Origin of the sequence: Pseudoxanthomonas sp. GM95 (assembly GCF_900109775.1) — a bacterium.
In the GTDB taxonomy this organism is placed as follows: Bacteria; Pseudomonadota; Gammaproteobacteria; order Xanthomonadales; family Xanthomonadaceae; genus Pseudoxanthomonas_A.
The window spans coordinates 577,360-593,748 of sequence record NZ_FOAX01000002.1; the positions used below are offsets into that span (position 1 = coordinate 577,360).

Sequence of the window (16,389 nt, forward strand, 5' to 3'; positions counted from 1 at the left end):
CGTCATGGCTGGATTCTCAGGTGCCGGCGAACAGCGCGGTCAGCTGCTGGTTGAGCACGGCCAGCGCGCGGCCGCGATGGCTGAGTTTGTTTTTCAGCGCGTCGTCCATTTCCGCCGCGGTCAGGCCGTAGTCCGGATCCAGGAACAGCGGGTTGTAGCCGAAGCCGCCGGTGCCACGCAGCTCGCGAATCACTTCGCCTTCCCACGCGCCTTCGGCGATCAGCGGCTGCGGATCTTCCGGGTGGCGCAGCAGCACGATCACCGCGTAAAAGCGCGCGCGCCGCTGGCCGTCAGGGATGTCGCGCATCGCGTCGAGCAGCTTGGCGTTGTTGGCCGCCGCGTTGCTGGGTTCGCCTGCATAGCGCGCGCTGTACAGGCCGGGCGCGCCGCCGAGTGCGTCGACGATCAGGCCCGAATCATCGGCCAGCGCCGGCAGGCCAGTCACCGTGCAGGCGTGGCGCGCCTTGATCAGCGCGTTCTCGACGAAGGTGGTGCCGGTCTCGGGCACGTCTTCGACGCCCAATGCTTTTTGCGGGACGATCTCGTACGGCAGGTGCGCGAGCATCGCGTTGAATTCAGCCAGCTTGCCGGCGTTGCCGCTGGCCAGGACGAGACGTTTCATGCCTTGGGCTCCAGCAGATCCCACTGGTTGCCGTAGGCGTCGCGGAACACGGCGACGGTGGCGTAGGACTCGTAGCGCGGCGCTTCGAGGAACTGCACGCCGCGCGCGGTCATCGCCGCATGATCGCGCGCGAAGTCATCGGTGTGCAGGAAGAAGCCCACGCGCCCGCCGGTCTGGTCGCCGATGCGCGCGCGCTGGGCGTCATTGCTGGCGCGCGCCAGCAGCAACGCGGTGGCGTCGTCGGTGTGCGGGGCCACGCGCACCCAGCGCTTGCCGCCGCCCAGGTCGGTGTCTTCGAGCAGGGCAAAGCCCAGGTCGCCGGTGTAGTGGGCGATGGCGCGGTCGTAGTCGTCGACCAGCACCGTCACCAGGGCGAGCGTGCGCTTCATCGCTGTTGGCTCCGCTCAGCCAGCCAGCGCGTCGCGCTGTGCCTGCACGAGCTGGTCGATGCCGGCCTGGGCCAGGCCCAGCAGCGCGTCCATTTCCTCGCGGCGGAAGGCGTGGCCCTCGGCCGTGCCCTGCACCTCGATGAAGCCGCCGCCGTCGTTCATGACCACGTTCATGTCGGTGTCGCAGTCGCTGTCTTCGGCGTAGTCCAGGTCCAGCACCGGCACGCCCTTGTAGATGCCCACCGACACCGCGGCGATCGCGCCGAAGATCGGGTCGCGCTTGATCTCGCGGCGGGCCTTCAGGCCGCTGATCGCATCGGCCAACGCCACGTAGGCGCCGGTAATGGCGGCGGTGCGGGTGCCGCCGTCAGCCTGCAGCACGTCGCAGTCCAGGGTGATGGTGCGCTCGCCCAGCGCGCCGCGGTCCACGCAGGCGCGCAAGGACCGGCCGATCAGGCGCTGGATTTCCAGCGTGCGGCCGCCCTGCTTGCCGCGCGCGGCCTCGCGATCGCTGCGGGTGTGGGTGGAGCGCGGCAGCATGCCGTACTCGGCCGTCACCCAACCCTCGCCCTTGCCGCGCAGGAAGCCCGGCACGCGGTTCTCCACGCTGGCGGTGCACAGCACGCGGGTCTCGCCGAAGGACACCAGCACCGAGCCCTCCGCATGCTTGGTGAAACCGCGCTGGATCGACACGGGGCGAAGCTGGTCGGCAGCGCGACCGCTGGGACGGGAAAAGGTCATGGAGGATCGCTTTGGAGAAGTGAGTCGCAGCGGTGCGTTCGAGCAGGCCGCGCGGTGCGCTAGGGTACCATCGGCGCCTCTTTACAGCCCTGGAAGCCGCCCGCCGTGATCCGCAGCATGACCGCCTACGCCACCGTCGAGCGCCCGATCGAGGGCGGCGCGCTCAGCGCCGAACTGCGCGCGGTCAACCACCGCTTCCTGGAATTGGGCCTGCGCCTGCCGGACGAGTTGCGTGCGCTGGAACCGGCCCTGCGCGAGCGCGTCTCGTCCCGCGTCGGCCGCGGCAAGCTGGACCTGGTGCTGCGCCTGCGGGCGGCCGATGGCGAAAGCGGCCTGCATCTGAACGAGGACGTGGTCGATGAGCTGTCGCGGACCAAGGCGCAGCTGCTCTCGCGCTTCCCCGGCCTGCAGACCAGCTTCACCGAACTGCTGCAGTACCCCGGCGTGCTGCGCAGCCGCGACATCGATCCCGAGGTGCTGCAGGCCGAGGCGCTGGTGCTGCTGGAGACGCTGCTGGACCAGTTCATCGCCGCCCGCGAGCGCGAAGGCAGCAAGCTGGCCGAAGCCATCGCCGAGCGCGTGGACGGCATCGAGGTCCGCGCGGCTGAGGCCCGCGAGCTGATTCCGCTGATCCGCGACGGCCAGCGCCAGAAGCTGGAAGCGCGCCTGGCCGACCTGGCCCAGCCGGCCGATCCCGGGCGCCTGGAGCAGGAGCTGGTGCTGTCGCTGCAGAAGCTTGATGTGGACGAGGAGCTGGATCGCCTGGGCAGCCACATCAAGGAGATCCGCCGCGTGCTCAAGCAGGACGTGGCCGTGGGCCGTCGCCTGGACTTCCTGCTGCAGGAGTTCAACCGCGAGGCCAATACCCTGGGCTCCAAGTCGGTGGACGTGCGCACCACCAGCATCGCCGTGGAGCTGAAGGTGCTGATCGACCAGATCCGCGAGCAGGTCCAGAACCTGGAATGAGCATGGGCGGGCGCCGCTGGCGGCCCGGCGCGGCTTTGCTAGACTTGCCCGCCTTTTGACGCAACCGCCGCTTCGCCGGCGATGCCAAGGCCACCACTGCCATGCGCGGCACCCTCTATATCGTCGCGGCCCCTTCGGGCGCCGGAAAGAGCAGCATCGTCAACGCCACGCTGGCGCGCGACCCGCGCATCAGCCTGTCGATCTCGTTCACCTCGCGCGCCGCGCGGCCGGGCGAGCGCCATGCCCAGCACTATCACTTCGTCAGCGCCGACGAGTTCCAGTCGATGATCGACGCCGGCGATTTCTTCGAATACGCCCGCGTCCACGGCGACTGGAAGGGCAGTGCCCGCCAGTCGGTCGAGCCGCAGCTGGCGGCTGGACAGGACGTGCTGCTGGAGATCGATTGGCAGGGCGCACGCCAGGTGCGCGAGAAGGTGCCGGACGCGGTCAGCGTCTTCATCCTGCCGCCTTCGCGCGACGCGCTGGAGCAGCGCATGCGCAAGCGTGGCCAGGACAGCGAGGCGGTCATCGCCCAGCGCCTGTCGGCTGCGCGCGAGGAGATGTCGCACTACGACGAGTTCGATTACGTGATCGTCAACGAGGTCTTCGACCAGGCCGTCGACGAAATGTGCGCGATCTTTACCGCCAGCCGTCTGCGCCGTGAGCAGCAGAAGGCCGAGCACGGCGGCCTGATCGACGCCCTGTTGGCGGACTGACGCGCGCACTGCTTGAACGTCCTGTTCGTCTGCAGCCAGAACCGGCTGCGCAGCCCGACCGCCGAGCAGGTCTTCGCCGACTGGCCCGGAATCGAAGCGGCCTCGGCCGGCCTGAACCACGACGCCGAGACCCGCTGACGCCCGAACTGCTGGCCTGGGCCGATCTGGTCCTGGTCATGGAGAAAGCGCAGCGTTCGCGGCTATCGCAGAAATTCCGTCCGCATCTGGACGGCGTGCGCGTGGCCTGCCTGGACATTCCGGACGACTACGACTTCATGGACCCGAAGCTGATCGCGCTGCTGCAGGCGCGGGTCCCGCGCCATCTGCCGCGGCGTTGAGCCGATTCTTGGGCTGGGATCTGGCTTAACTGCCTGATTTTGAAGGATTGCATTGCAATCCGGGGCGGGCGCCCCTAGAATCCGCGGTCCCTTTCCGCTATTCGCGCGGCCCACCTTGCCGGTGGCAGTCCGCCTGGAGCCCACATGGCCCGCATCACCGTAGAAGATTGCCTGGAAGTCGTCGACAACCGTTTCGAGCTGGTCATGATGGCCGCCAAGCGCGCCCGCCAGCTAGCCAACGGCGTCGAGGCCACCATCGACAACGAGACCGAAGACAAGCCGACCGTGCTGGCGCTGCGTGAAATCGCCGCGCGCAAGGTCGACAACGAGCTGATCGACCGCGTCGAGAAGGCCGAGCGTGAGCGCGCCGAGCGCGAAGCGCTGGAGTGGGCCGCCGCCGAAGTGGTCGCCGACGACGACATGTCCAAGGGCGACGACTGATCGATCGCAAGATCGACCTGCTTGCTCCACCCGACGGCCCGCCTTGTGCGGGCCGTCGGCATTTCAGGGCTGCGGCCACGCGGTGGCGCGCGTGCTGGCAGCGGTTCCTGCCGCTGGCCGGGACTTGCACCATCCCGAACGCGTGATTTCCCGCACATGGTGCATTGCCGCGATGGCGTCGCTGGCATAGGCTTTGTGCAATGAACTCAGGGCGTTCCAGCAAGGCCATCCGACCCCAGCTGCCAGAGGACGACGACGTACCGGAGTACGTCCGCCGTTTCGAGGCCGCTGCCAGCTACCTGCCCGATGACCAGCTGCCGTTGCTGCGCCGCGCGTGGGAAGTCGGCGCCGCCGCGCACGAAGGCCAGACCCGCAAGTCGGGCGAGCCCTACATCACCCATCCGGTGGCCGTGGCGCAGGTGCTGGCCGAGCTGGGCATGGACGTGGAGACGCTGATCGCCGCGGTCCTGCACGACACCATCGAAGACACGCCGCTGACCCGCGAGGAAATCGCCAGCGCCTTCGGCGAAGCCGTGGCCGAACTGGTCGATGGCGTCACCAAGCTGGACAAGCTGAAGTTCCGCGATCGCAAGGAAGCCGCCGCCGAATCCTTCCGCAAGATGCTGCTGGCCATGTCGCGCGACCTGCGCGTGATCATGATCAAGCTGGCCGATCGCCTGCACAACATGCGCACGCTTGGCGCGCAGAGTTCGGAAGCGCGCAGCCGCATCGCGCGCGAGACGCTGGACATCTATGCGCCGATCGCACAGCGATTGGGCATGAGCCTGGTCAAGTCCGAGCTGCAGGACCTGAGCTTTGCCGCGATGTATCCGTGGCGCCATGCGGTGATCCGAAAACACATCCAGAGCCAGCCGGTGATGCGCCGCGAGGCGCTCGCCCAGATCGAAACCGATCTGTCGCAGCGGATGACGCGCGAAGGCATCGCCAACCGGCTGGTGAGCCGGGTCAAGACTGCCTGGAGCATCTACACCAAGATGCGCAGCGAAGGGAAAAGCTTCGACCAGGTGATGGATGTGTTCGGCTTCCGCGTGGTCGTCGCGTCGGTGCCCGATGCGTACCACGCGCTCGGTGCCGCGCACGCGCAGTACAAGCCGCTGGACGGGCGCTTCCGCGATTTCATCGCGATCCCCAAGGCCAACGGTTACCAGTCGCTGCACACGGTGCTGTTCGGTCCTTACGGGTCGCCGATCGAGGTGCAGATCCGCACCGAGGAAATGGACCTGGTCGCCGAACGCGGCATCGCCGCGCACTGGACCTACAAATTCGGCCAGCAGATGCCGAGCAGCGCGCAGAGCCGCGCCCATGCGTGGATTTCCGAACTGATCGAGAACCAGCGCTCGGCCGGCTCGTCGCTGGAATTCCTGGACAACGTCAAGGTCGACCTGTTCCCGGACGAGGTCTACCTGTTCACGCCCAAGGGCAAGATCCTCTCGCTGCCGCGCAACTCGACCGCGCTGGATTTCGCTTACGCCGTGCACACCGACGTGGGCAACCAGGCGGTGGCCTCGCGCGTGGACAAGAAGCTGGTACCGCTGCGCACCAAGCTCGCCAGCGGCCAGAGCGTGGAGATCATCACCGCCAAGTCGGCCGCGCCCAAGCCGCAGTGGCTGGAGTTCGTGGTCACCAGCAAGGCGCGCACCGCGATCCGCCACCAGCTCAAGCAGCTCGGCCACGAAGATGCCGTGCAGCTGGGCCATCGCATGCTCGATCGCGCGCTGGAAGACCTCGACAGCTCGCTCGACCGCCTGCCGGCGCAGCGCCTGGAGGCCTTCCTCACCGAACACAAATACCCGCGCCTGGAAGCCCTGCTGGAAGACGTGGCGCTGGGCAACTGGATGCCGGCGCAGGCGGCGCAGGCGATGATGGCCTTCGCCGAGTTGCGTAGCGGCGGCCACTCCAAGCATTCGATCGAGAAGATCCTGATCACCGGCGGCGAGCGTGGCGTGATCAGCTTCGCCAACTGCTGCCAGCCGATCCCCGGCGACGAGATCATGGGCTTCCACACCGCCGGCAAGGGCATCGTGGTGCACCGGCTCGATTGCCCCAACGTCGCCGAGTTCCGCAAGTCGCCGGATCGCTGGGTGCCGATCGACTGGGATTCCAATGTCAGTGGCGATTACGACGCCAGCCTGCTTATCGAGGTCGAAAACCGCACCGGTGCCCTGGCGCAGGTCGCTGCGGCGGTCGCGCAGAGCCAGTCCAACATCGAGCGCGTGGAATACCTGGAGCGCGACATCAACGCGGCGGTGATGCGCTTCAACATCCAGGTGCGCGACCGCAGCCACCTGGCCGAGGTGATGCGCCGCGTGCGCCGCCTGCAGTCGGTGCTGGGCGTGCGGCGCACGTAAAACATCAGGTTCTGCCGCCGCGCCAGGGCGCGTCGCGTGGAGCCTGTCACCGCGCAGCGCCTACAATGCGAGCCTGAGTTCATTACACAAGGCCCGCCCGCATGACCAAGCAGATCATCCACACCGACCAGGCTCCGGCCGCGATCGGCCCGTATTCGCAGGCCGTGCGCGCCGGCAACACCGTGTACTTCTCCGGCCAGATCCCGCTGGACCCGGCTACCGGCAATCTGGTCGAAGGCGACATCAGTGCGCAGGCGCGTCGTTCGTTCGACAACCTCAAGGCCGTGGCCGAAGCCGCTGGCGGCTCGCTGGGCGACATCGTGCGCCTGGGCCTGTACCTGACCGACCTGTCGCAGTTCGCCGCGGTCAACGCGGTCATGCAGGAATACTTCGTCGCGCCGTTCCCGGCCCGTTCCACCATCGAAGTCTCCGGCCTGCCCAAGGCGGCGCTGTTCGAAGTCGACGCGGTGATGGTGCTCGGCGGCTGATCGCGCCGTATCGCGCGCGGCGTTTTCCGACAGCCGCGCGCGATGGATTGAAGTGGTAATCGCAGGTGGCGGCCGGCATCCTTATGCGATGCCGTCCGCCGCCCGCAGCCTGGAACCCGCCTTCAACCGACCCATCGTCGGCTTGAGTGGCGCCGGCCCGAAGGTGGCCGAGAAGCTTGCGGCGCGCGGCCTGCTGACGCTGCAGGACCTGTGGTTGCAGCTACCGCTGCGCTACGAAGACCGTACTTCGCTGACCCCGATCGCGCGCCTGCAGCCCGGCGTCGCCGCGCAAGTGGAAGGCACGATCGAAGCGGTCGAACGCGGGTTCCGCTATCGCCCGGTGTTGCGCGTTGCGATTGGCGATGACTCCTACGGCACGCTGGTGCTGCGCTTCTTCCATTTTCGTGCCGCGCAGGTCGGGCAGTTCGCCATTGGCCAGCGCATCCGCGTGTATGGCACGCCGCGTCCGGGGCAGCAGGGGCTGGAGATCGTCCATCCTAGCTACAAGCTGATCGGCATCGAAGGCGAATCGCCGCTGGGCGACACGCTGGAACCGGTGTATCCGCAGATCGAAGGCGTCGGCCCGGCGACGATGCGCAAGCTGATCGCCCAGGCGCTGGATCGCTTGCCCGACCAGGTCGCGCTGGAACTGCTGCCCGAGCACCTGCTGCGCGAACTGCGCCTACCGACCCTGCGCGAAGCGCTGATCACCATGCATCGCCCGGCGCGCGACGCCGATGTGGCTGCGCTCTCGGCCGGCACGCATCCGGCGCAGCGTCGGCTAGCGCTGGAGGAATTGCTCGCGCATCACCTGAGCCTGCGTCGCCAACGCATCGCCCTGCAGCAGCACGGCGCGCACGCGCTGGCAGGCAAGGGTGTGCTGGTGAACAAGCTGCTCAAGGCGTTGCCGTTCAAGCTCACTGGCGCGCAGCAGAAGGTGCTCGCCCAGATCCGTAGCGACCTCGCGCAGCCGCGACCGATGCTGCGGCTGGTGCAGGGCGACGTGGGCAGCGGCAAGACCGTGGTGGCCGCGCTGGCGGCGATGCTGGCGGTCGAGAAGGGCAAGCAGGTCGCGTTGGCCGCGCCGACCGAACTGCTGGCCGAGCAGCATCTAGCCAACCTGCGCGGCTGGCTCGAGCCGCTGGGCGTGCGCGTGGCCTGGCTGGCCGGCAAGGTCACCGGCAAGGCGCGCACCAAGGTGCTGGAAGAGGTTGCCAACGGGCACGCACAGGTCGTGGTCGGCACCCATGCGCTGATGCAGGAGTCGGTCGCCTTCCACGATCTGGCGCTGGCGATCGTGGACGAGCAGCATCGGTTCGGCGTGCACCAGCGCCTGGCGCTGCGCGACAAGGGTTCGCAGGATCGCGATGGGGCCAGTCGCGTGCCGCATCAGCTGGTGATGACGGCCACGCCGATTCCCCGCACGCTGGCGATGGCCTCGTACGCCGACCTGGATGTCTCGGCGATCGATGAACTGCCGCCGGGCCGCACGCCGGTGCAGACGATTGCGCTCAACGCCGAGCGCCGGCCCGAACTGATCGAGCGCATCCGCGCCGCCTGCGCCGAAGGCCGGCAGGTGTACTGGGTCTGCACCCTGATCGAAGAAGCCGAGGACGACCCCAAGGCGGCGCCCGCACCGCGCGGTGGCCCTGCGATGCGCATCGAAGCCCAGGCCGCGCAGACCACCTTCGAACAGCTCACCGAAGTGCTGCCGCACGCGCGCGTGGCGCTGGTGCACGGGCGCATGAAGCCAGCAGAAAAGCAGGCGGTGATGCGGGCCTTCAAGCAGGGCGAAAGCGACCTGCTGGTCGCCACGACGGTGATCGAAGTCGGTGTCGACGTGCCCAATGCCTCGCTGATGGTGGTCGAGAACGCCGAGCGCCTCGGCCTGGCCCAGTTGCACCAGCTGCGCGGGCGGGTAGGGCGCGGCGCGGCGGCTTCGTCGTGCGTGCTGCTGTACCAGGCGCCGCTGTCGCAGATGGCGCGCGAGCGCCTGGACACGATGCGGCAAACCAACGATGGCTTCGTCATCGCGGAGAAAGACCTGGAATTGCGCGGCCCGGGCGAACTGCTCGGCACGCGACAGACCGGCCTGGCGGCGTTCCGCGTCGCCGACCTGGCGCGCGATGCTGGCCTGTTGCCGCAGGTGCATGACCTGGCCGAAACGCTCCTGGCGACTTCGCCCGCGTTGGCCGAGCGCATTACCGAGCGCTGGATCGGCGGCGCCGCACGCTACGCCAGCGCGTGAGCGTGGCCTGGCATGATCGCCGCCTGCGTTGAACCCGATGGGTGTCGGGCCAATCCCCTGGGTCAAACGACCGCCCATCCCCCCGTGGCTGCCGAAATGGCGGCCAATTTTTTGCCCGCGAGCAGGCGCGTGATGGACGCGTTGGAAGCAGCAACATGGCGCGGGCCATAATGGGGAATGACTGAAAAAACTCCGCTGTTGATCGATACCGACCCGGGCGTGGATGACGCGCTCGCCCTGCTAATGGCCTTCAACGACACCGCGCATGCGGTGGTCGGCCTGACCATCGCCGCCGGCAATGTCGGCCTGGACCACACCGTGCGCAACGCGCTGAAGCTGTGCGAAGTCGCCGGCCGCAGCGACGTGCCGGTCTACGCCGGCTGTCCCGGCCCGCTGCTGCATCCCTCGCCGGATGCGGCCGACGTGCACGGCCAGGATGGTTTCGGCGATGTCGGCTATGCGCCGGCTGCCCACGGCGTGCAGGCCGAACACGCGGCGCTGGCGATCCTGCGCCTGTCGCACAAATACGCAGGCCAGCTGCTTCTGGTCACCCTGGGTCCGCTGACCAATGTCGCCGTCGCGCTGAAGCTCGATCCGACGCTGCCGCAGCGGGTGAAGCGGCTGGTGGTGATGGGCGGCGCGGTTTCCGCCCACGGCAACCTGACCCCGGCAGCCGAGTTCAACGTGGCCTTCGACCCGGAAGCGGCGCATCTGGTGTTCGAGGCCTTCCCGCAGTTCGACGTGGCCGACTGGGAAGCGACGATGGCTCACGGCCTGCCGCATGCCGATGTCGAGCAATGGCTGACCGCACCGTCGCCACGGGCGGCGTTCTACGACCAGATCTCGCGCCAGACCCGGCTGTGGTCGGCCGACCGCCGCGGCGACCGCTGGCACAGCGCCGATGCGCTGGCGATGGCCTATGCCCTGCATCCGGACGGCGCCACCCGGCTGGAATCGCGCCCGTTCGCGGTCGAGCTGGCCGGCACCCTGACGCGTGGCGCGACGATCACCGACTGGAATCGCCAGACCGGTCGCCCGGACAATGCCCGGCTGTTGCTGGGTTACGACCAGGCCCGGTTCGAGGCGCTGGTGCAGGCCGCGCTGGCGGCCTGCTGAGCCCCCTTGCACGAGGTGAATCGGGCCGCTAGAATGCCCGGCTCAAATTTTCACTATTCATTGGTGCCGCATGAAAGCCGACATCCATCCGCAGTACCGTGACGTCGTCTTCCACGATGTCACTTCCGATTTCAAGATCCTGACCCGCTCGACCCTTGCCAGCAAGGAAACCGTGAAGTGGGAAGACGGCAACGAATACCCGCTGGTCAAGGTTGAAGTGTCGTCCGCTTCGCACCCGTTCTACACGGGCAAGCACAAGGTCATGGACACCGGCGGCCGCATCGACAAGTTCCAGAAGCGCTACGCGCGCTGATCGAACGATTCGTTCCGCATGTTCGAACAACGGCTGCGTCCTTCGGGACGCGGCCGTTTTCGTATGCGCGCGACTGACGCAGGTGTCAGCCGAAAACGCGTCCTTTCATCTGACGCAATCCATTCAAAACAGGCATCGATCCGCGGCCGTATGCGATAATCCTCGGACTCCGTAGCGCCTTTTGCTGCGGATCCTGTCCTGCGCCACGGCCGACAGGCTTTGGCGCTTCCCCACGAAGGAGTGCACTGTGTCCGAACTTGACCAGGTCACGCTGACCGCCGGTGAAAAATCGGTGGCCCTGCCTGTACTGAAACCCACGCTTGGCAACGACTGCGTCGACATCTCCAAGCTGACCAAGGAAACGGGTCTCTTCACCTACGACCCCGGTTTTGGCGCCACCGCCAGCTGCAAATCGGCCATCACCTACATCGATGGCGACAAGGGCGTGCTGCTGTATCGCGGCTATCCCATCGACCAGCTGGCCGCCAAGTCGAGCTTCACCGAAGTGTCGTACCTGCTGATGAACGGCGAGCTGCCCAGCTCGGACGAGCTGAGCAAGTTCGAACACGAAGTCACGCATCACACGATGATGCATGAGTCGCTCAAGAGCTTCCTGCAGGGCTTCCGTCACGACGCGCACCCGATGGCCATGCTGGCCGCGTCGGTCGCCTCGCTCTCGGCGTTCTACCACGACACCCTGGACCTCAACGATCCGGAACAGCGCCGCCTCGCCGCGATCCGCCTGATCGCCAAGATGCCGACCCTGGCCGCTGCCGCGCACCGCTACACCGCCGGCCAGCCGATCCGCTATCCGCGCAACAACCTGAGCTACGTCGAGCGCTTCCTGCACATGATGTTCGAAGTGCCGAGCGAAGACCTGGAGCTGAGCCCGGTGGTCGCCAAGGCGATGGACCTGCTCTTCATCCTGCACGCCGACCACGAGCAGAACGCGTCGACCTCGACCGTGCGCTTGGTGGGTTCCACCGGTGCCAACCCGTACGCCTCGGTCGCAGCCGGTATCACCGCGCTATGGGGCCCGGCACACGGCGGCGCCAACGAAGCCGTGCTCAAGCAGCTGGCCGAGATCGGCGATGCGAAGAACGTGGCCAAGGCCGTCGAGCGCGCCAAGGACAAGAACGACCCGTTCCGCCTGATGGGCTTCGGCCATCGCGTGTACAAGAACTTCGATCCGCGCGCCAAGATCATCCGCGAGATGACCCACAAGGTCCTGGGCGAACTGGGCGTCAACGATCCGCTGCTGGAAGTGGCGATGAAGCTGGAAGAAGCCGCGCTGCAGGACGACTACTTCGTGGAGCGCAAGCTCTATCCGAACGTCGACTTCTACAGCGGCATCATCTACAAGGCGCTTAAGATCCCGACCGAAATGTTCACCGTCATGTTCGCCATCGGCCGTACGCCGGGTTGGGTCGCGCATTGGCTGGAACAGCAGGTCGATCCCGATGCCCGCATCGGCCGTCCGCGCCAGATCTACACCGGCTCGCCGAGCCGCGACTACACCAAGGGCTGAGTTTCAGCCTGCGGTGAAGGAAGAAGCCCCGCGGTTGCGGGGCTTTTTTATGCCTGCGATTGCGGTGAGCTGTTGATGCTTGTGCGAACCGTTTCAGCAGCGATGGGGCTCTCCGAAACAATTTGAAGAAAGCCTCATCGCCGCTGAAGCGGCGCCCGCAAATGCTCAGTCGCGCTGTGCCGGATGCACGGTGACCGAGGCAGTCATGCCGGCGGCCAGCACCATGTCCTTGGGGATGCTGGCTGGATCGATGCGCACGCGCACCGGCACGCGCTGGGCCAGGCGGATCCAGTTGAAGGTCGGGCTCACATCGGCCAGCAGGTCGCCGCTGCTGGTGGGGTTGTCGGCGTCGGTGATGCCGCGCGCGATGCCTTCGACTGTGCCCTTGAGTGCGTGGCCGCCGCTCATCAGGCGCACGTCGGCGACATCGCCGGCACGGATCAGCGGCAGCTTGGTTTCCTCGAAGTAGCCATACACCCACAGGCTGTCGCTGCGCACCAGCGCCATGCGCGCGCTGCCGGCGCTGGCGTAGTCGCCGATGCGGACATCGAGATTGGTGATGTAGCCCGGCGCGGTGGCGCGCACGGTGGCGCGTTCCAGGTTGAGCTGGGCCAGGTCGACGGCGGCCTGTGCTTGCTCGACCGCGGCCAGGGCCTGGGCCTGCGAGGCGGTGGCGGCGTTGCGGTTGGCGCGCGACTGGGCGACGGCGGCCTGCGCGGCGCGCGCGGTGGCCACGGCGTCGGCGCGGTCTTCGGCGGAGATCACCGCGGCCGCCTTCTGGCGGCGCTCGGACTGGGCTTCGTACTTTTCGTAATCGGCCTGGCTGGCGGCGGTGCCGGCGCTGGCGGCGGAGATGCTGGCACCGGCGGCGCGCGCGGCGGCCTGGGCGGCGCCGAGGTCGGCATCGGCCTGGGCCAGGGCCAGTTCGAAGCGGCGCGGGTCGATGCGGAACAGCACGTCGCCGGCCTTCACCAGCTGGTTGTCATGCACGTCGACCTCGGCGACCAGACCGGAGACATCCGGCGCCACGCGCACGATCTCGGCGCGCACGCGGCCATCGCGCGTCCACGGCGAATACATGTAGTGCTTCCACAGCGCGTGGCCGATGAGGGCCGCGGCCAGCACCACGATCACGGTCAGGGCGGTACGGATCAGGGATTGGGTGTTCATATGGATTCGTCAGTTGAGCAGGGCCAGGCCGAGCAGTCCGAACACGCAGACATACAGGGCCAGGCGGAACAGGGGCGGATGCCAGGCGTGGCGGTACAGGCCGATGCGGCCGGCGATGCCGTCGAGGATCCAGAACAGGACGAACAGCGCGATTGCCAGGACCAGCAGGCCCGGCACGTACACGCCGCCGATGGAAATTTCAGACGGCAGCATGGGGCGCCTCCGTGGTGGTATCGGGATGGCCGCCGGCCGCACCGGCCAGGACCGAATCGGCATCGCGCAGCGCGCTGCGCAGCAGGTGCAGGTGCTGGCGAACCGGTTGCAGCGACGGCGGCACGACGCCTTCGACAACGGTGTCGGCCAGCGCCGCATCCAGATGCGACAGCGCGGCCTGGTGATCGGCGGGCGAGAGGTGGTCGTACAGGCGTGCGATCGCCGAGACGGCTGCGTCGATATGCGCTTCGATCGCGCGCGGCACGGCGGCGTCGATGCTGTCGTGGCGCAGCTCGATCAGGGTGCGGCCGGTCTCGTGCACGGCCAGCGCCCAGGCCAGCAGGGTGCGCGATTCGGCGCTGCCGGGCTGGGTGTGGGTGACCACCTGCAGGAACAGGTCGCGGCTGACGCTCTCGAAGCGCGGCGCCAGGCCATCCAGCGGCGCGCGCGCGGCGAGCGTGACCTGATGGCGCAGCTCCGTCAGCAGGCGACGGCGCTGGTACTGCGTGCCGATTACCGACGGGATCACCTGGAAAGCGACCATCGCCAGCACCGCGCCCATCAGGAACGCCACGCCGTTGTTGAGGAAGCTGGCCACATCGAAACTCGGCGCCAGTCCCAGGCTCAGCGGCACCAGCGTGCCCAGGCACATGCCCAGGCTCATGCCGAACAACGCAGGGCGCGTGGACAGGTACACGGCCAGCATCAGGAACGGCGCCGTTCCCAGCACCAGCATCCCGTAGGAATCGATGCGCGGCATCACCAGGGTGACGCAGACGAAGGCCATCAGCAGGCCGATCGAAAAACCCTTGGTGATCTGCGCGGCGGTGATGTTCGGATTGGGGCCGGCGGCCAGGATCGCGGTGAAGGCGATCACGTTGGCCATCGCGCCGGCGCCGCTGGCCCAGCCGCTCTGCATCCAGGCCAGGCCCAGCAGCAGCGAGACCAGGAAGCTGCGACCAATGGTGATCGCAACCGAGACCCGATCGGTCGCGTAGCGGAAGCGCACCTGCTCACTGGCGCGTGCCAGCTGGCCGCCGATGCCGGGTTGCTGCATGGCCGCGGCGGTGTGGGTCATGTCGCGCAGTTCTTCGGTGAAGCGCAACAGCAGCGACGCGCCGGTATCGAAGTCATCCAGGCGTGGTGCCGGCAATGAAGCGCGCAGTGCGGATGCACGGGTGGGCTGCACGGCCAGCACGTCATCCAGGCGCGTGGTGATGTCCTGGTGGTCGCCTACCCGGCGCGCGGCCAGCGCTTCGCCCAGCGGCCGGTACAGCTGCATCAGCGCACCGGCGACGGCATCGTTGGGATCGCTGCGCAGCAGCCGGTTGATCAGGTGATGCAGCGACTGGAAGCGTGTGGACGCGGCCATGAAGCGCTGGTTGAGCAGGCGCATGCGGCGGCTGCGCACGCGGGCTTCGGGATCTTCGAACACCACCGACGAGCGCAGGTCTTCCAGCGCCATCGACTCACGCACGAAGCGCAGGTGCGCCTGTTCCATCTTCTCGCGCGGCAGCGCGCCGCGCGTGCCGTCGCGGACGAAGTCCAGGAAGCTGGTCATCAGGCTGTTGGCCGCCGTGCGCAGGCTGTTGCGCAGGCGCGCGGGGAACACCACGTCGAACACCACCGCGCTCACCAGCAGGCCCAGCAGCACTTCGGTCAGGCGTGCGGTGGCAAGGATGAACACCTGCGTCGGTTCGTTGACCGCGGGCAAGGCGATGATCGCCACGGTGTAGCCCGACAGCACGAACCCGTACGAGCGGAAATTGCGGAACATCAGCGCGCCGCCGGCGCACAGCCCGACCCAAATCGAGAGCGCCAGCAGGAACAGCACCGGCTGTTGCGGAAAGAGCGCGGTGATGCACACCGCCGCGATGCTGCCGACGATGGTGCCGAGCGCGCGATAGAACGCCTTGGCCAGGACCATGCCGCTCTGCCGGTTCATCACCACGATCACCGTGATCATCGCGGTGCTGGGCGAAGAGAAGCCCATGCGCATGGCGATCATGCCGGCGAGATAGATCGACAGCAGCACCTTGAACACGAACATCCAGGCCGCGCCTTCGCCGCGCAGGGCTTCGCGCACTTGCGTGGTCCACGGCGTGCGCGGCGCGTCGGTGGGGGCGACCGGTGCGTTCACAGCGCGTCTTCCACGCCGCGCAGCAGCTTGGCCATCAGCTGCTGCAGCTGGGCCTGTTCGCCGGCATCCAGGTGGCGCGTGTAGGCCAGCAGCTGGTCGCTGACGTCGGGCAGGAACGCGGCGATCAGCGCCTCGCCTTGCGCAGTCAGGCGCAGCAGCGACATGCGCCGGTCGTGCGCGCTGGGCTGGCGCGCGATCAGGCCCTTGTCGACCAGCTGGTTGGTCAGGCGGGTGACGTTGGCCGACTTCTCGCCGGCCGCATCGGCGATGAGCGAAGGATTGAGCGCACCGTCGGGGCTGGCGTCGATCATCATCAGCACGTTGTATTCGGGATAGCTCAGGCCGTGTGCGCGCAGCAGCTCGTTTCCGTGATCGACGGTGAGCTTGTGCAACAGCTTGACCATGCGCACCACCGTGGCCGCCGGCTTGGGGAAGCTGGCGTGCTTGCGGCAGGTGGCCTGCAGGCCCAGTTCGGTCGCGTCGAAGCGGCTGGGCGGGGGATCGAATCTGTTCACAAGCTAATATTACACTTGTGTAATAAATTTTGCCGTCAACGGACGCTGAACGATGTCACCGGCCGCGATGTGTCGA

The 16,389-nt window shown here is 67.6% G+C and carries 16 protein-coding genes and 1 pseudogene; 10 read left to right on the forward strand and 7 right to left on the reverse strand.

The window, feature by feature from the left end; all coding sequences use genetic code 11:
* Positions 1-16: 16 nt before the first annotated feature.
* Genes rdgB through rph form a run of 3 tightly spaced genes read right to left on the reverse strand, consistent with a single transcriptional unit; the run spans position 17 to position 1,752 of the window.
* Complete coding sequence (rdgB, locus tag BMZ17_RS10675) at positions 17-622, reverse strand: RdgB/HAM1 family non-canonical purine NTP pyrophosphatase (protein WP_175485555.1); 606 nt, start codon at positions 620-622, stop codon at positions 17-19.
* Positions 619-1,011: a VOC family protein gene (locus BMZ17_RS10680; protein ID WP_093138563.1), complete on the reverse strand. Its 393-nt coding sequence runs from the start codon at positions 1,009-1,011 to the stop codon at positions 619-621. Before BMZ17_RS10680 ends, rdgB begins: the two co-directional genes overlap by 4 nt.
* Before the next feature lie 15 nt (positions 1,012-1,026).
* Positions 1,027-1,752, reverse strand: a complete 726-nt coding sequence (rph, locus tag BMZ17_RS10685; RefSeq protein WP_093138564.1) for a ribonuclease PH — start codon at positions 1,750-1,752, stop codon at positions 1,027-1,029.
* A gap of 105 nt (positions 1,753-1,857) precedes the next feature.
* Between rph and BMZ17_RS10690 the strand changes: the two genes are divergently transcribed.
* The 10 genes and pseudogenes from BMZ17_RS10690 (at position 1,858) to BMZ17_RS10735 (ending at position 12,275) form a co-directional block, all read left to right on the forward strand.
* Positions 1,858-2,718, forward strand: coding sequence for a YicC/YloC family endoribonuclease (locus BMZ17_RS10690; protein WP_093138565.1), 861 nt, complete (start codon positions 1,858-1,860; stop codon positions 2,716-2,718).
* Positions 2,719-2,819: 101 nt separating this feature from the next.
* Positions 2,820-3,434, forward strand: a complete 615-nt coding sequence (gene gmk, locus BMZ17_RS10695) for a guanylate kinase (RefSeq protein WP_093138566.1) — start codon at positions 2,820-2,822, stop codon at positions 3,432-3,434.
* Between the two features lie 12 nt (positions 3,435-3,446).
* A pseudogene (locus BMZ17_RS10700) lies at positions 3,447-3,772 on the forward strand (low molecular weight protein tyrosine phosphatase family protein).
* Positions 3,773-3,916: 144 nt separating this feature from the next.
* The gene (gene rpoZ / locus BMZ17_RS10705) at positions 3,917-4,213 is read left to right on the forward strand and encodes a DNA-directed RNA polymerase subunit omega (RefSeq protein ID WP_093138567.1); all 297 of its coding nucleotides are present in this window, start codon (positions 3,917-3,919) and stop codon (positions 4,211-4,213) included.
* Between the two features lie 200 nt (positions 4,214-4,413).
* Positions 4,414-6,582, forward strand: coding sequence for a RelA/SpoT family protein (locus BMZ17_RS10710; protein WP_093138568.1), 2,169 nt, complete (start codon positions 4,414-4,416; stop codon positions 6,580-6,582).
* Between the two features lie 101 nt (positions 6,583-6,683).
* Entirely contained in the window at positions 6,684-7,070 is a 387-nt protein-coding gene (locus BMZ17_RS10715) for a RidA family protein (RefSeq protein WP_093138569.1), read from the forward strand.
* A gap of 88 nt (positions 7,071-7,158) precedes the next feature.
* Positions 7,159-9,318, forward strand: coding sequence for an ATP-dependent DNA helicase RecG (gene recG, locus BMZ17_RS10720; RefSeq protein ID WP_093138570.1), 2,160 nt, complete (start codon positions 7,159-7,161; stop codon positions 9,316-9,318).
* A 177-nt stretch (positions 9,319-9,495) separates the two neighbouring features.
* A complete protein-coding gene (locus tag BMZ17_RS10725; protein ID WP_093138571.1) occupies positions 9,496-10,434 on the forward strand; it encodes a nucleoside hydrolase in 939 nt (312 codons plus the stop codon).
* Positions 10,435-10,504: 70 nt separating this feature from the next.
* Positions 10,505-10,747 (forward strand): type B 50S ribosomal protein L31, encoded by a 243-nt coding sequence (locus tag BMZ17_RS10730; RefSeq protein WP_093138572.1) that lies wholly within the window; start codon positions 10,505-10,507, stop codon positions 10,745-10,747.
* Positions 10,748-10,994: 247 nt separating this feature from the next.
* Positions 10,995-12,275: a citrate synthase gene (locus tag BMZ17_RS10735; RefSeq protein WP_093138573.1), complete on the forward strand. Its 1,281-nt coding sequence runs from the start codon at positions 10,995-10,997 to the stop codon at positions 12,273-12,275.
* Between the two features lie 165 nt (positions 12,276-12,440).
* Here the strand turns inward: BMZ17_RS10735 and BMZ17_RS10740 are convergent, their stop codons facing one another.
* Genes BMZ17_RS10740 through BMZ17_RS10755 form a run of 4 tightly spaced genes read right to left on the reverse strand, consistent with a single transcriptional unit; the run spans position 12,441 to position 16,313 of the window.
* Entirely contained in the window at positions 12,441-13,445 is a 1,005-nt protein-coding gene (locus tag BMZ17_RS10740; protein WP_093138574.1) for an HlyD family secretion protein, read from the reverse strand.
* 9 nt (positions 13,446-13,454) lie between these two features.
* Complete coding sequence (locus BMZ17_RS10745) at positions 13,455-13,658, reverse strand: DUF1656 domain-containing protein (protein WP_093138575.1); 204 nt, start codon at positions 13,656-13,658, stop codon at positions 13,455-13,457.
* A complete protein-coding gene (locus BMZ17_RS10750) occupies positions 13,645-15,798 on the reverse strand; it encodes an FUSC family protein (RefSeq protein ID WP_254775275.1) in 2,154 nt (717 codons plus the stop codon). The genes BMZ17_RS10745 and BMZ17_RS10750 overlap by 14 nt, the downstream gene beginning before the upstream one ends.
* Positions 15,795-16,313, reverse strand: a complete 519-nt coding sequence (locus BMZ17_RS10755) for a MarR family winged helix-turn-helix transcriptional regulator (RefSeq protein ID WP_254775276.1) — start codon at positions 16,311-16,313, stop codon at positions 15,795-15,797. Before BMZ17_RS10755 ends, BMZ17_RS10750 begins: the two co-directional genes overlap by 4 nt.
* Positions 16,314-16,389 lie beyond the last annotated feature (76 nt).

Excerpts from the sequence above, each read along its gene's own strand:
- rdgB (WP_175485555.1), bottom strand. The coding sequence starts at position 622 with ATGAAACGTCTCGTCCTGGCCAGCGGCAACGCCGGCAAGCTGGCTGAA.
- recG (WP_093138570.1), top strand. The coding sequence starts at position 7,159 with ATGCCGTCCGCCGCCCGCAGCCTGGAACCCGCCTTCAACCGACCCATC.
- BMZ17_RS10710 (WP_093138568.1), top strand. The coding sequence starts at position 4,414 with ATGAACTCAGGGCGTTCCAGCAAGGCCATCCGACCCCAGCTGCCAGAG.
- BMZ17_RS10680 (WP_093138563.1), bottom strand. The coding sequence starts at position 1,011 with ATGAAGCGCACGCTCGCCCTGGTGACGGTGCTGGTCGACGACTACGAC.
- rpoZ (WP_093138567.1), top strand. The coding sequence starts at position 3,917 with ATGGCCCGCATCACCGTAGAAGATTGCCTGGAAGTCGTCGACAACCGT.
- BMZ17_RS10715 (WP_093138569.1), top strand. The coding sequence starts at position 6,684 with ATGACCAAGCAGATCATCCACACCGACCAGGCTCCGGCCGCGATCGGC.
- BMZ17_RS10740 (WP_093138574.1), bottom strand. The coding sequence starts at position 13,445 with ATGAACACCCAATCCCTGATCCGTACCGCCCTGACCGTGATCGTGGTG.
- BMZ17_RS10725 (WP_093138571.1), top strand. The coding sequence starts at position 9,496 with ATGACTGAAAAAACTCCGCTGTTGATCGATACCGACCCGGGCGTGGAT.
- rph (WP_093138564.1), bottom strand. The coding sequence starts at position 1,752 with ATGACCTTTTCCCGTCCCAGCGGTCGCGCTGCCGACCAGCTTCGCCCC.
- gmk (WP_093138566.1), top strand. The coding sequence starts at position 2,820 with ATGCGCGGCACCCTCTATATCGTCGCGGCCCCTTCGGGCGCCGGAAAG.
- BMZ17_RS10745 (WP_093138575.1), bottom strand. The coding sequence starts at position 13,658 with ATGCTGCCGTCTGAAATTTCCATCGGCGGCGTGTACGTGCCGGGCCTG.
- BMZ17_RS10730 (WP_093138572.1), top strand. The coding sequence starts at position 10,505 with ATGAAAGCCGACATCCATCCGCAGTACCGTGACGTCGTCTTCCACGAT.